We start from the raw sequence: 13808 nt of genomic DNA on the forward strand, positions 1-13808 counted from the left end.
TTCGGCCGAAGGGGCGCTCGGGTCAGGGCAGCCGTACGACCTGTCCCGCGTAGACCAGTCCGGCCCCGAAGCCGACGAGCAGGGCGAGACCGCCGCTCGGCGCCTTGCCTCCCGCCAGCAGCTCGTCCATGGCCAGCGGGATGGAGGCCGCCGAGCTGTTGCCGCTGGTGACGATGTCCCGGGCCACGGCGGTCCGCTCCGTCAGACCGAGCTGCTCCACCACGAAGTCGGTGATGAGCATGTTGGCCTGGTGGGGGATGAAGGCATCCAGGTCGTCCACCGTGACGCCGGCCAGGTCCAGCATCCGGCGGGTGGCGGGCACCAGTTCATTGGTCGCCCAGCGGTAGACCTTCCAGCCCGACATGGTGATGGCGGGCCGCGCGTCGGGGCGGGCGCCCGTGCCGTCGTGCCAGGGCGCGGTCATCTTCAGGGCGGCGTTGCGCGAGCCGTCCGCGCGCCAGACCACGGGGCCGATCCCGGGCTCCTGGGACGGTCCCACGACCACGGCACCGGCGCCGTCGGCGAAGAGGAACGCGGTGTCGCGGTCCTCGTGGTCGAGAATGTCCGTCATCCGCTCCGCACCGACGACGAGGACGTAGTCCGAACGGCCCATCCGCACCTGGTCGCTCGCCAGCGCCACGGCGTGGCAGAAGCCCGCGCAGGCGGCTGAGACGTCGAAGGCGGCGGCGTGCGCCGCACCGAGCCGGTGCGCGACCTCGACGGCGACGGCGGGCATCTGCTCCATGGATGTGATGGTGGCGACGATGACTGTGCCGAGCTGGTCGGCGGAGATGCCCGCCGTGGCGAGCGCCTTCTCGGCCGCGGTCGTCGCCATCGCGGGGAGGGTCTCTGTCGCGGAGGCGTAGCGGCGCGAGCGTATGCCCGAGCGGCGCTCGATCCAGTCGGGGTCGAGGCCGGTCCGCTCGGCGATCTCGGTGTTGGGGACGGACCGCTCGGGCCGGTAGGTGCCGACCCCCAACAGGCGGCTTTGGCGCAGGACTTCTGTGTCCCGGATCGCAGTCATGCTTGTCCTTTCCTGGCGTACGGGCAAGGCCCGGACGGTGGTGGGGCGGATCAACCGGGCGGTGCGCGATACGTGGTGCGTGGCGGTGCGCGACCTGTGGTGTGGCGGTACGTCGTGTGCGGTGCGCGCTCGGTACGTGGCGCCGTCCGAGCGGCGCCCGGGCCGTGTGCGCACAGGCCCTGGGTGATGGCCGTGAGGTCACGGTCGTGCGGGGTCGGTCGGTTCGGAGCGGGCGTTCCAGGGAGCGGATACTCCCGGCAACGGCCTTGGGCTCAGGCCCGGATCAGCCCGTCGCCCGTGACGAGCCCGCCCGTGACGAGTCCGCCCGGGATGAGCCCCCCCGGCGCGAGTCCGCCCGGGATGAGCCCGCCCGGGGCGAGCCCTTCCTGCCCCAGCGGGTCGGTCCCCAGGGCTTGTACGTGGACACTGCCGTCATGAACACCAGGGACAGCAGGGCCAGGGCGGCCGATCCGGCCATCGACCAGCCGACCGTGTCCAGTTCGCCGCCACGGACCGGGGCCTCGGCGTCGACCAGTTCATTGGCCTTGAGGATGAGCTGGTGGATGACGGAGAAGCCGAGCAGCATCACACCCATGGTCATGAAGAACTTCACGGCCACCCATCTGCGCTGGAGCAGCCCCCACTTGGTGCCCGCGCCGACCACGATGCCCGTGATCAGTGCGAACATGCTGGTCATGCCGAGGAAGATCTCGTCCAGCATCGACATGGTGCGGTACATCGCGGCCTGCTGCTCCGCGCTGCTCGTGGTGGCGCCCGCCACCGACATCGCGAACATCCCGGTCACGAGACCCAACCACCCGACCGATATGGCCACATGCGCGGTGAGGACGGCCTTGCGCAGCCGCTGCGGGATCGTACGGCTCTGCCCGCGCACCGCCGCCATCCAGCGGTTGACGGACGGGACGAACAGCAGGACCAGGCCGGCCACCGACGCCACGAGGCTGACGACGGCCAGGGTGCCCTGGAGCGGCCCCACGAGCGGCCTTCCGCCGATCCCGGCCAGGCCCAGACCCGTGAACAGGATGCCCAGCGAGGTGAACACCGTCAGCAGCACGCGGCCCCACTGCCGGCCGGCCCTGAGCATCTCGGCAAAGAACCCGAACAGCGCGCAGAACGCGATGGTCAGGACGAGGTCGCCCGTGGTCGCGGCGCCGGCGACGCCGGTGTCGACCTGGTGGGCGATCTCGAAGACATTGCTGGCGATTGCGGCGAGCGTCGCCACGATCACCATGACGTAGGCCCAGCGGATGCCGGTCGGAGGCCCGGCGGGCGGCGCCGTGGCGGCGGCCGGACCGGATGCTTCGGCCGGCTCGGGGCGGCCGCGTCTCGCCTCCGGTACGGGCCGCCTCTCCGTCTGGTCTGTCGTACTCACCGTCGCGCCTCCTTCGGGACAAGGCGCGAACGCCCCGCGGCAGCGGGGCTCTGACGCGCCGTCGGTTTGCGGGGTTCTGGCGCGATCAGCCTCGCTGGGAGGGCTCGAAGGTCACTCGAAGGCCGGTGGACGGGGCGTGGGCGACGGTCCGGTGGACGGGGCGTGGGCGACGGTCCGGTGGACGGGGCGTGGGCGACGGTCCGGTGGACGGCGCATGGGCGACGGTGCGATGGAACGAGGTTCGTCCGCGGGGGGCCGGTCCCTCGAGGTGAACGCTCACCGGGCGACCTGCGGTGAAGGTTCACCTGGCGACCATGCCGTGAAAGGGCACCGGGCGACGCGGTGAACGTTCGCCAGGGCGACGCGCGGTGCGGGCCGCCGCCGCGCTGTGGAGGCGGCCCGGCTCGCCGGAGCCGTGCCGCTTGCGTCGCCGGCCGTCAGCCGCGGGCCGCCTCGTCCAAGGAGCGCACGAACTTGGTGAGCAGGCGCGCGAACTCCTGCTGCTCGCGCGGGTCCCAGTCCTTGAGCACATCGGAGTAGAACGCCTGTCGCGTGTGGTGGGCGGCGGCCACGGCCTCCTCTCCCACCGAGGTGAGCTCCAGGCAGCTCCGCCGTCCGTCCTCCTGCGAGGCCGCGCGGCGCACGAAACCGGACCTGACGGCATCGGCGACGATCCGGCTGGCCCGGGAGGGGTCGATGGCCAGACGGTCGGCGACGAATCCCACCGTGATGTCGCTGCCGCTCTCGCTCGTGCCCTCGTCGACGGCGTCGACGACAGCGAGCGTATTGAGATCCACCGGCTCGGCGAGGCCCTTCATCACGGGCCGCGCGAGGCTGCGCCGGGACTGCCGGCGGCGGATCCGGATCATCGCCGCCTCTACGGCGGTCAGCACCGTGTCGTCGACCGGCGCGTCAACGTCTCTTTTGCGTGCTTGCGTATCGATTTTTTCTGCACCTTTCACGCTTCGAGGCTACTGGCATACGACTGGACCGGGCATTCCTGGGTGTGAGACCATTATGTGCGAAGGTCATTCATGTGCGTAGTGCACAGTATCGGCCACAGAGTCGACCACCCGGCGCTCGCCGGACGGTCGCGACCGAAGGAGGCAGAACATGTCCGCATCCCCCGCCGCCGCCCGCACCGGCAGCCCGGTGCGCACGCGCGCGCTCGCCCTCGTGGGAGCCGTGGTGCTCGACGCGCTGATCTGGATCCTCGCCGACCGGGTTTTCAAGATCGATCTGAGAATCCCGGACGGCCCCGGCTCCACCACGACCAGTGAGCTGGTCCTCCCGGCCGTGATCATCTCGGTGGCCGTGATCTCGCTCGTGGGGTGGGGCCTGCTGGCCCTCCTGGAGCGGCTGACCGGCCGCGCCCGCACGGTCTGGACCGCCATCGCCTCGGCGGTGGTCGTGCTCTCCCTCCTCGGGCCCCTGTTCGCCGCGGGCCTGACGACGGGCAACCGCATCACGCTGGTCTGCCTGCACCTGACGGTCGGCGCGGTCCTGATCCCGGCGTACCGCAAGGACGCGCGCCGGGCGTGATCCGGACCGGGCAGGTCCAGCGCCTCTCCAAGCGGCTTCGAGTGCTCCGGGAAATCTTGGACACCGAGGGCAACCGAGAGGCCACGGAAGGAGATCCCGTATGTGCGGCATCGCAGGATGGGCCGTCCGTCAGGACGGCCGGCCCCGGGAGGAACCCGGAGTCGCCGAGTCCATGGCGCGCACGATGGCCTGCCGGGGGCCTGATGACCAGGGCGTCTGGTCCGGTCGGCGTGTGACGCTGGTGCACACCCGCATGGCGGTCATCGATCTGGCCGGTGGCCGCCAGCCCATGGCCGCGGACGAGAGCGAGGAGCCGGTCGCGGCCCTCACGTACTGCGGTGAGATCTACAACTTCCGTGAGCTGCGCACGGAGTTGACCGGCCGCGGTCACCGGTTCCGCACGCGCAGCGACACCGAAGTGGTGCTCCGTGCCTATCTGGAGTGGGGCGAGCGCTGCGTCGAGCGGCTGGAGGGCATGTTCGCCTTCGCCATCTGGGACGCTCGTGAGCGCACGCTCTTCCTGGCCCGCGACCGCTTCGGCATCAAGCCGCTGTACTACGCGCAGACCCGCGAGGGACTGGTCTTCGGCTCCGAGCCCAAGGCCCTGCTCGCCCATCCGGAGGTCCGCCCGGTCGTCGACCTGGAAGGACTGCGGGTGCTGTTCTCCATGGCCCGCGCCCCTGGCGAGAGCGTCTACCGTGACATCCGCGATCTGCCGCCCGGCCACACGCTGCTTCATGGGCCGGGCGGCGAGATATCGCTGCGCCGGTACTGGCAGTTGGAGGCACAGCCGCACGAGCACGACCTGGAGCGCACCATCGCCACCGTGCGCGAGCTGCTGGAGCGCAGCGTCGCCCGCGAGCTCGTCTCCGACGTTCCGCTGAGCGTGATGCTCTCCGGCGGCCTGGACTCCAGTACCGTCGCCGCGCTGGCGGCCCGTGCCCTGGCCGCCGAGGGCGCGGGCCCCGTCCGCACGACGACGGTCACTTACAGCGGCTACAGCGACAACTTCCAGCCCGATCTGGTGCGCAGCGCGCCCGACTCACCGTACGCCCGCGCCGTCGCCGAGCACATCGGTGCCGAGCATCTGGAGATCGAGCTCGCCACCGCCGACCTGATCGATCCTGTCGCGCGCCGTACTGTCCTGCGCGCGCAGGACGTCCCCGCCCCCTTCGGGGACATGGACACCTCCACGTATCAGGCGTTCGCGGGCGTCCACCGGTATTCCAAGGTTGCGCTGACCGGCGAGAGCGCCGACGAGATTTTCGGCGGCTACAGCTGGGTGCACATCCCCGACCTGGCGTACGAGGAGCAGTTCCCCTGGGTCGCCTTCGAGCAGTGGCACCCGGGGACCCGTGAGGGTCTGGGGCAGGGGTTGCTCTCGCCGGCTTTCAAGTCCCGGCTGGACATGGGCTCGTACTACGCGGAGCGCTATGCGCAGGCTATGGCCCGGATACCCCGGCTCCCGGGTGAGGACGGGGAGGAGAGGCGCGCCCGGGAGATCTGCCATCTCCATCTGACCCACTGGCTGCCGCGGCTGCTGGAGCGCAATGACCGGCTGAGCATGATCTCCGGCCTCGAGGTGCGCGTACCGTTCTGCGACCACCGGCTCGTCCAGTACGCGTACAACATTCCCTGGGAGATGAAGACCTACGACGGCCGGGAGAAGAGCCTGCTGCGAGCCGCCGCCCGCGATCTGCTGCCCGAGAAGGTCCTGGACCGGCCCAAGGCGCCGTTCCCGGTGAGTCAGGACGCGACGTACACCAAAGCCCTGCACGAGGAGTTCGCGGAGGTGCTGGCCGACCCGGCCTCCCCGGTGCTGCCGATGCTCGACCTGGATGCAGCCCGCGCGGTCGTCTCGCAGGACGGCGGCGGTCCGGATGTGCAGGACTGGCTGCACCGGATGAACATCGAGATGCTGCTCCAGGTCAACTCCTGGCTCCTGGACCTCGGGGACGACCTGGAGTTGTGACCGCGGGCGGCGTCACGGACAACGCCGGAAGGGGGCGCCCCGCGAGGGCGCCCCCTTCATCAGTCACGTGCTGTCAGACGCAGGTGCGTGCGGGCTGCATGGCGCGCAGCGCCGTCCGCACCAGCGGGGCCAGGCGGTACTGGAAGAACCGCTCCGTGGTCGGGTCGCTCGCCATGTCGACGCCGAGGAGGAAGAACTCGACCAGCTCCTCCAGGAGTTCCTCGGTCTCGTCCGCGTCCCTCCCCAGGATCGCGGCCGCCTGCTCCACCGTCAGATCGCCGGTGGACTCCCAGGCCAGCTTGGCCAGGGCCTCCCGGAGCCGGGGCTCGAGCCGGCCGCAGCGCCGCACCACGTGGTGGAACGGATGCGGCCTCTGATGCGCCACGACAGCGGGTCTGTCGCGGCTCAGCCAGTCGATGAGCTGACGGATCGACCAGTGCGGCCGCAGCGCCAGCAGCCCCACGGCCTCCAGGGTCGGACCGGGCAGATCCCCGCACAGGTCGAGCATCGTGTGGAGACCCGGAGCGTCGCCCAGCGCCCGGTCCCGGCCGAGCGCAGCGAGGAACAGTTCGAGCGAGCGCTCCGAACACAGCGGCGGCAGATCGACCCGCGCCCTGAACTGGCTGCCGTACAGGCGCCGGTAGCCGGCCACGAGCACGGCGGACCCGGAGTCGGCAGGCAGTAGGTCGGTGACCTGGTCGGTCGTCGCCACGTCGTCGATGACCAGCAGCACCCGGCGGCCCGTGGTCCAGGCGTGGAACATCCTGGCACGGTCGGCCCGGAGGGGCGGCAGCTCGGCGCGCCGGTGGCCGACGGCCTCGAGGAGGGTCGCCAGAACCTCGTCGATGGCCAGCGGGTCCGCAGGGTTGCCGAAGGACACGTAGAGCCGCCCGTCCGGGAAGGAGTCGCCCAGGCGGTGGGCGAGATGGACGGTGAAAGCGGTGGTGCCGGCCCCGGGCGGTCCCGATACGGCGACGCACCGCGGGCCGTCGGTGCCCCCCGGCTCCGACAGCATCCGCCCCACGTGCAGCAGATCGGCCTCCCGTCCCACCAGGGGAGCGTCCGCGGGCAGCGTCACCGGTGGTCCACCGGTGGGCGCGCCGTGGACGGCCGTCCGGCCGCCGGGAAGGTCGAGACCGCGGTCGCCGGCCAGCACCTGCTGGTGCAGTCGCTGGAGTTCGGAGCAGGGCTCCAGCCCCAGCTCCCGGGTGAGGACGCGGCGGATGCGCTGGAAGACCTCCAGAGCCTCCGGCCGCCGGCCCGCCCGGTAGAGCGAGAGCATCAGCTTGGCGTGGAGCCCCTCGCGGGTGGGGTTGTCGGCGGCGAGCGCCGTCAACTCGCTGATGAGGCGGTGGTGCCGGCCGAGGAGCAGGTCGGCGTTGATCCGCTCCTCGAGGACCTCGTAGCGCTGTTCCTCGAGCCGCAGGGCGTCGATCCCGACGATCGGGCCGGGGGCCAGATCACTGAGAGCGGGCCCTCGCCATACAGTGAGGGCCCGCTGCAGCATGTCGGCGGCTTCCGCTACCGAGCCTCTCTCCATCGACTCTCTGCCGCGCGCGGCGAGTTCTCCGAACTCCTGTGAGTCCAGGCAGTCCGAAGGGACCGAGAGGCGGTAGCCCCCCGGGGTGGTGAGCAGGGCCCGGGGGCCCACAGCGGGGCCGGGGAGCTGCGGATCGCAGAGCCCGGGCAGCTTGCGCAACTGGTAGATGTAGGTCTGGAGCGTCGTCGCCGCGCTGGACGGCGGGCGCTCCTCCCAGAGTTCTTCCACGAGTTGGTGCAGCGGGACCGTGGTGTTGGCCCGCAGGGCCAGCAACGCGAGAACCTGTCGGACCTTTGGTGCGGATGGCGTGACGTGCACGCCGTCATGGACGACTTGCAGGGTTCCAAGTAACCCGATCTGCAGCACTGGCCCTCCCGTTGGTCTGCATCATTGATACGGCCTGATGCACTTCGTGAGCGTGAGGTCGATTACTTGACTTCTGCTTGAGCGGTGCTCGATGGCAGGCGGCGATCAGGTCACGGCCTGAGAAATCCCCCGGTCGCATCTCCACCCCCGGACGCCAGGCTACACAAGACATTTATATGCGCGTGGCATACAATTGCAAATAGCCCAGAAGTGTAGCCCGAGGAGGACCCGATGACCGACGCCGGACCAGGCCGTCCGCAAGGAACGGAGGCCACCGCACCGCCTCCGCGCCCCCTGCCGCCCCGATTCCCGCTGCTTCTCGCCGCCCTGCTCCTGACCAGCGCGATGTCGATGCTCGACCAGTCGATCGTCGCCACCGCGGGCCCCAGCCTGACCGCGGATCTGGGCGCGCTGCACCTCTACAGCTGGACGTTCACGGCGTACATGCTGACGTTCAGTGTGGCTATGCCCGTATACGGCAAACTCGGTGACCTCTTTGGTCGCCGGGCGGTCTATCTGACCGCCATCGTGGTCTTCCTCGCGGGATCCGCGGCGTGCGGCGCGGCCGGCACGATGGGCCAGCTCGTCGCATTCCGCGCGCTGCAGGGCCTGGGCGGAGGCGGGCTCCAGGTCAGCGCGTTCTCCGTGCTCGGCGACCTGATGCCACCGCGCCAACGCGCCAAGTACCAGGGATGGTTCGCCGGCGTCATGGTCATCGCCAACCTGGCCGGGCCGCTGGTCGGCGGCTTCCTGACCGACCAGCTCGGCTGGCGCTGGATCTTCTACATCAATGTGCCGCTCGGCCTGCTCGCCATGGCGGGCATCCGGGCCCTGCTGCCCCGCGCCGCCCACGGCGCGATCCGGCCGCGCATCGACTACGGCGGCACCGCACTCCTCACCGGCCTCATCGTCTGCCTGGTCCTGGTGACCGACCTGGCGGGCCGCTACGGCTGGGGGCACATCGCCGTCCTCGCGCTCGGCGCGGGTGCGGTGCTGCTCGGCGCGGTCTGGACGCGTCACGAGCGGCGCGCGGCCGAACCGGTCGTCCCGCTGGGGCTGTTCGGAAACCGGACCTTCACCATCTGCGTGGTCGTCGCCTTCGCCGTCAGCTTCGCCTTCTTCGGCTGCGTCAACTTCGTACCGCTGCTGTTCCAGACGGTCGAGGGCGTCAGCGCCACCCGTACGGGGCTGCTGTTCCTGCCCGCGATGATCGGCATGGCCGTGGCGACGGTGGTGGCGGGGCAGGTGATCGGCAAGACCGGGCGCTACAAGTGGTTCCCGGTGGCCAGCACCGCGCTCGCCGCGGTGGCCGCCGGATTCATGTCGCTGACCTCCGCGGACACCGGAGCCGCGACCGTCAGCGCCCTGCTCGCTGTCATGGGCATCGGCGTCGGGCTCTCTTCGCAGGTGACCACCCTCGTCGCCCAGAGCACCGCCCCCCGGCAGCACATCGGCGTCAGCACGTCCACGGTCGGACTCGCCCGCAACATCGGAGTCGCCTTCGGCGCCACGGTGTTCGGCTCGCTCCTCAATGCGCGACTGGCCACCGAGGCCGCTCGGCACCTCCCGGCGGACGTCGCGGACCGGCTGGTGGGCGGCACGCTGGAGCCGCAACGGATCGACGCACTCGATCCGCAGACCGCCTCGGCTGTCGCGGATGTCTACAGCGGGGCGCTGTCCACCGTGTTCCTCTCGGCCGTGCCCGTGCTGCTGGTCGGCCTGGTGCTCGCGCTGATGCTGAAGGACGTCAAGCTGGAGCCCCGAGGCCCGGGGGGCCCTGGAGGGCCCGGTGGCCCGGGCGACCCCGGTGCGCCCGAGAAAGCAGCGGACGGTGGCGCAGCATCCGGCAGGGCGGCGGACGCGGACGGTGATTCCGGGAGGCCGGCGGACGCCCAGAGACCCGGCGAACCATGGACGGGCTGAGCGGGGGAACAGCGTCGGGCTGCAGCTCCGGGGCGTAACGCCGACGAGGAGCGCGCCCCGCCGTCGCAGGACGATGGGGCGCCCCCCGTCCCTGCACACGCCCTCGCTCCCAGCCCCGCGCACCGCACCGGCCGGGACACGGAGGACCTCCCAGCGCGCCCCGCAGGCGCCCTGTATCGCGCAGGGAGTCTGGACCGTACCGGCACCTTGGGTCGTACCGGCACCTTGGGCTGTAACGGCAGCCTCGGGCCGCCGGAGGCGCCTCGGGCCGGGCTCGGGAGCTCTTCGAGCAGCCGTCGAGCCAGCGGTGACAGCCTCACCCGCATGCGAAGCGAAGACATGGGCGCAGCGGCTCGGCACGGTGGTTTTCTGACGGGGATCGGCAGGTGGCTGACCTGGCTCCTGCCATACCCGCTCGTCACCCCTCCGCATCCCTCGCCCCCACCACAGATTGTGGGCGTGGGTATCGACGTGGCGGCGATCGCCCGGTTCGGTCTCGCCCTGGAGCGCCATCCGGGCCTTGCCGACCGGCTGTTCACCCACGAGGAACGGGCGCTCCCGTCGGGTGCGCCGCGTGGTGCGGCGTCCCTGGCGGCGCGGTTCGCGGCCAAGGAGGCGCTTGCCAAGGCGCTTGGCGCGCCCGCCGGGCTCCGCTGGCACGACTCGGAGATCCGCACGGGCCCGGGGGGCCGCCCCACCCTTCACGTCCGCGGCACCGTCGCGGCCGCTGCCGCCCGACACGGCGTCACCTCATGGCATCTGTCACTCACCCACGACGCGGACGTGGCCTCGGCCGTCGTGATCGCGGCGGCCTGATCCCTCGCGCGGGCGAGCCGGCACCCGTGCGCAGCGCTCAAGGACCAACTGCACCTGCGGAGTTCTCAGCGCCCGCCGTCCCGCGGGGTGTCGCGCTCCCACAACTCCTCCAGCCGCCGCCACGCTGCCCGCTCGGGCCCGACCAGCGCCCAGGTGGGGACCAGGCGCTCGGGATGACCGGGCGGCGGCCCACCGTCACCGCGCGCAGTCCGTGCTGTCCTCCCCGCCGCCGTCCTCCCCGCCGCCGTGCTTCCGGCAGCCCAGCCTCCGGCGGCCGTGCTCCCCGAGGACCTCGTCGCGAGCTGGAAGCCGTAGCACTCGGCAGGGACGTACGCGCCCAGGCACTGACCCAACGCGACCAACCCCACCGACAGTTGACTTCCCGCCCGCCGCAGCCAGTCCTGTGAACGCCACACGCCCTGCATCCCCTTCGCCGGTCCTCGGGGCGGTATCCGCCCTCGGGGCCCGGACGGTGTCCACCGGGCCCGGCGATGAGGCTAGGAAGGCCCCCTCGAAGGAGAGTGGAGGACGAGAACCGGAGTCCCGCCAGCGTTCCAGCGGCTGACCAGCGTCTCTCGAGTCCGCAGGGGCACAGTGCATGACGGGGGGCGCGCCCACGGCCTGGCGCGCCCCCTCGGCGGCGGGCGGAGCGCAGTGTCTTCCCCCGTGGCGCAGTGTTCCACCCGCCGCTTCGCTCGTTCCGCGTCCGGCCGTTTGGGATGCCCGGAGGCGTACGTTCGCGTCCCGGCAGTCCCCGGGCCCGGAGGCGTACGTTCGCGTCCCGGCAGTCCCCGGACCCGGAGGTGTACGTTCGCGTCCGGCCGGTTCGGGACAACTCGAGGCGTACGTCCGCGTACGGCAGTTCCCGGGCCCCGAGGCGTACGTCCGCGTACGGCAGTCCCCGGACCCGGAAGGTGTACGTTCGCGTCCCGGCCGTTCCGGGACCTGGACCTGGATCTGGACCCGGAGGCGTACAGGCGCACCGGCGTAGGGACCGGACTCGCGAACCGGACTCGCGAACCCGCCGGGGGCCTCAGGCAGAGGCGTCCGGAGCGCCCGGACCCTGTGCGCCGGATCCCGATGCGCCCGACCCCGGAGCCTCACCGGCCGAGGAGGGGGCATCCTGCCCCTGCCCCTGAGCCTGCGCGGCCTGCTGCTCGGCAACGGACTTGTGGACCTGCGCCATGTCCAGAGCGCGTGCCTGGCCGATGACGTCTTCGAGGGCCGCCTGGGGCAGCGCGCCGGGCTGGGCGAATACCGCCACGTTCTCCCGGACGATCATCAAGGTCGGGATCGACCGGATGTCGAACGCTGCTGCCAACTCCGGCTGCGCCTCGGTGTCGACCTTGCCGAAAACCAGATCCGAGTGGCGCTCCGCGGCCTCCTCGTAAACCGGCGCGAACTGACGGCACGGGCCGCACCAGGATGCCCAGAAGTCGATGAGGAGGAAGTCGTTCTCGGAGACGACCTCGTCGAAGTTTTCCTTGGTCAGCTCGACCGTACTCATGTGCTCTCTACCTGCTTCCGAATGTCGTCGGCGGGCTGTCCGCTCGGGGCAACAGGGGGGAGCCTGTCCGTATTCCAGAGATTCATGTGGCCGAGTTCCCCGAGCGGCGGAAGGATGGCAGGAGCGACCATGGTCATCTTTCTTGAGCCGAGAGGCGGATCCCCATGCAGGAGGACGCGTACGACGTGATCGTGCTCGGCGCAGGGCCGGTCGGCGAGACGCTCGCGGGACGTACGGCGGAGGCCGGTCTGCGCACCGTGATCGTGGAGAGCGAGCTGATCGGGGGCGAGTGCTCCTACTGGGCCTGCATGCCCAGCAAGGCGCTGCTCCGCCCGGCCGCCGCGCTCGCCGGGGCCCGGGCGGTCGCGGGTGCGAGCCAGGCCGTGGACGGCAGTCTCGACGCGGCTGCCGTGTTCGCCCGCCGTGACGGATTCACCCACCACTGGAAGGACGACTCGCAGGCCGACTGGCTCGGCTCGGTCGACGTCGACCTCGTACGAGGTCACGGGCGCTTCACGGGGCCGCGCGAAGTCGCCGTCGACACCACCGACGGGACCACCCGGACGCTGACCGCGCGCCATGCCGTCGCCGTCTGCACCGGCAGCAGGGCCCTGGTGCCGAACCTGCCGGGTGTCGCGGAGGCCGATCCCTGGACCAGCCGGGACGCCACCAGCGCGCACGAGGTCCCACGGCGCCTCGCCGTCGTGGGCGGCGGTGTCGTCGGTGTGGAGATGGCCACCGTGTACCAGACGCTGGGCTCGCGTGTGACGCTGCTCGTCCGGGGCGAGGGGCTGATGCCCCGGATGGAGCCGTTCGCGGGGGAGCTCGTGGCCGAGGCGCTGCGGGAGGCGGGCGCGGACCTCCGTATCGGGGTGTCGGCGACGTCCGTACGGCGTGAGGCGCCGGGCGGTCCGGTCACCGTGAAGCTCGACGACGGCGGTGAGGTGGTCGCAGACGAGATCCTCTTCGCGACCGGCCGCGCGCCGCGCACCGCCGACATCGGCCTGGAGACGATCGGTCTGGAGCCGGGGAGCTGGCTGGAGGTCGACGACACCTGCCGGGTGACGGCGATGGACGACGGCTGGCTGTACGCGGTGGGCGACGCCAACCACCGCGCGCTCCTGACCCACCAGGGGAAGTACCAGGCGCGTATCGCGGGCGGCGTGATCGGCGCCCGCGCGCGGGGCGCGGAGAAGCTGGAGACCGGGCCCTGGGGCGCGCACGTGGCGACGGCGGACTCGTCGGCCGTTCCCCAAGTGGTGTTCAGCCTGCCGGAGGTCGCGGCGGTCGGACTGACGGCGGCCGAGGCCGAGCGCCAGGGCCGCAGGACGAAGGTCGTCGACTACGACCTGGGGCAGGTGGCCGGAGCATCGCTGTTCGCCGACGGCTACCGCGGAAGGGCCCGGATGATCGTGGACCTCGACCGTGGCCATCTGATCGGGGTCACCTTCGTCGGACACGGGGTGGGCGAGCTGCTGCAGTCGGCGACCGTGGCGGTGGCCGGCGAGGTGCCGGTCGAGCGGCTGCTGCACGCGGTCCCGGCGTACCCGACGATGAGCGAGGTCTGGCTCTGGCTCCTGGAGGCCTACCGGAGCTGACGGCTGCCGGCCTCGCCGGGCCCCGAATCTGCTCGTCGTGCCCCTGCGGCCGTTCGCCCGTGTCCGGGCAAGGCGATGACCTGTGGCTCGCGGGTGCGGTTCCGGCCCGCGGTTCGCGGGTGCGGTT

At 71.5% G+C, this 13808-nt stretch carries 11 protein-coding genes; 5 read left to right on the forward strand and 6 right to left on the reverse strand.

Translation table 11 applies throughout. The features are described 5' to 3' along the window. Positions 1-22: 22 nt before the first annotated feature. From AB0M26_RS01095 to AB0M26_RS01105, 3 genes are all read right to left on the reverse strand, one after another. Positions 23-1024, reverse strand: coding sequence for a beta-ketoacyl-ACP synthase III (locus AB0M26_RS01095; protein WP_365252453.1), 1002 nt, complete (start codon positions 1022-1024; stop codon positions 23-25). A 283-nt stretch (positions 1025-1307) separates the two neighbouring features. Beyond that, a complete protein-coding gene (locus AB0M26_RS01100) occupies positions 1308-2417 on the reverse strand; it encodes a hypothetical protein (protein ID WP_365252456.1) in 1110 nt (369 codons plus the stop codon). A gap of 437 nt (positions 2418-2854) precedes the next feature. Next, positions 2855-3361, reverse strand: a complete 507-nt coding sequence (locus AB0M26_RS01105; protein ID WP_365252992.1) for a MarR family transcriptional regulator — start codon at positions 3359-3361, stop codon at positions 2855-2857. Positions 3362-3530: 169 nt separating this feature from the next. On the opposite strand from AB0M26_RS01105, the gene AB0M26_RS01110 reads away from it, so the two are divergent. Both AB0M26_RS01110 and asnB read left to right on the forward strand, forming a co-directional pair. Next, positions 3531-3959 (forward strand): DUF6069 family protein, encoded by a 429-nt coding sequence (locus tag AB0M26_RS01110; RefSeq protein ID WP_365252459.1) that lies wholly within the window; start codon positions 3531-3533, stop codon positions 3957-3959. 100 nt (positions 3960-4059) lie between these two features. After that, on the forward strand, positions 4060-5931 hold the full coding sequence (gene asnB / locus AB0M26_RS01115; protein WP_365252462.1) for an asparagine synthase (glutamine-hydrolyzing): 1872 nt from the start codon (positions 4060-4062) through the stop codon (positions 5929-5931). Between the two features lie 73 nt (positions 5932-6004). On the opposite strand, the gene AB0M26_RS01120 is transcribed toward asnB, so the two are convergent. Next, positions 6005-7789, reverse strand: coding sequence for a BTAD domain-containing putative transcriptional regulator (locus tag AB0M26_RS01120; RefSeq protein ID WP_365252465.1), 1785 nt, complete (start codon positions 7787-7789; stop codon positions 6005-6007). Positions 7790-8068: 279 nt separating this feature from the next. Between AB0M26_RS01120 and AB0M26_RS01125 the strand changes: the two genes are divergently transcribed. Together AB0M26_RS01125 and AB0M26_RS01130 are read left to right on the forward strand one after the other, a co-directional pair. Then, positions 8069-9760, forward strand: coding sequence for an MDR family MFS transporter (locus AB0M26_RS01125; protein ID WP_365252468.1), 1692 nt, complete (start codon positions 8069-8071; stop codon positions 9758-9760). A 450-nt stretch (positions 9761-10210) separates the two neighbouring features. Beyond that, complete coding sequence (locus AB0M26_RS01130; protein WP_365252995.1) at positions 10211-10576, forward strand: holo-ACP synthase; 366 nt, start codon at positions 10211-10213, stop codon at positions 10574-10576. Between the two features lie 65 nt (positions 10577-10641). On the opposite strand, the gene AB0M26_RS01135 is transcribed toward AB0M26_RS01130, so the two are convergent. Both AB0M26_RS01135 and trxA read right to left on the reverse strand, forming a co-directional pair. Continuing rightward, on the reverse strand, positions 10642-10992 hold the full coding sequence (locus AB0M26_RS01135) for a DUF6059 family protein (RefSeq protein WP_365252471.1): 351 nt from the start codon (positions 10990-10992) through the stop codon (positions 10642-10644). Positions 10993-11609: 617 nt separating this feature from the next. Continuing rightward, entirely contained in the window at positions 11610-12083 is a 474-nt protein-coding gene (gene trxA, locus AB0M26_RS01140) for a thioredoxin (protein ID WP_365252474.1), read from the reverse strand. Between the two features lie 164 nt (positions 12084-12247). Between trxA and AB0M26_RS01145 the strand changes: the two genes are divergently transcribed. Further along, positions 12248-13681, forward strand: coding sequence for an NAD(P)/FAD-dependent oxidoreductase (locus AB0M26_RS01145; protein ID WP_365252477.1), 1434 nt, complete (start codon positions 12248-12250; stop codon positions 13679-13681). The last annotated feature ends 127 nt before the right edge of the window (positions 13682-13808 follow it).

Origin of the sequence: Streptomyces sp. NPDC051776, from assembly GCF_040681345.1 — a bacterium.
Classification (GTDB): Bacteria; Actinomycetota; Actinomycetes; order Streptomycetales; family Streptomycetaceae; genus Streptomyces.

What these genes read in the sequence shown, in the direction of transcription:
- AB0M26_RS01095 (WP_365252453.1), bottom strand. Translation starts at nt 1,024, where the DNA reads ATGACTGCGATCCGGGACACAGAAGTCCTGCGCCAAAGCCGCCTGTTG.
- AB0M26_RS01110 (WP_365252459.1), top strand. Translation starts at nt 3,531, where the DNA reads ATGTCCGCATCCCCCGCCGCCGCCCGCACCGGCAGCCCGGTGCGCACG.
- asnB (WP_365252462.1), top strand. Translation starts at nt 4,060, where the DNA reads ATGTGCGGCATCGCAGGATGGGCCGTCCGTCAGGACGGCCGGCCCCGG.
- AB0M26_RS01125 (WP_365252468.1), top strand. Translation starts at nt 8,069, where the DNA reads ATGACCGACGCCGGACCAGGCCGTCCGCAAGGAACGGAGGCCACCGCA.
- trxA (WP_365252474.1), bottom strand. Translation starts at nt 12,083, where the DNA reads ATGAGTACGGTCGAGCTGACCAAGGAAAACTTCGACGAGGTCGTCTCC.
- AB0M26_RS01145 (WP_365252477.1), top strand. Translation starts at nt 12,248, where the DNA reads ATGCAGGAGGACGCGTACGACGTGATCGTGCTCGGCGCAGGGCCGGTC.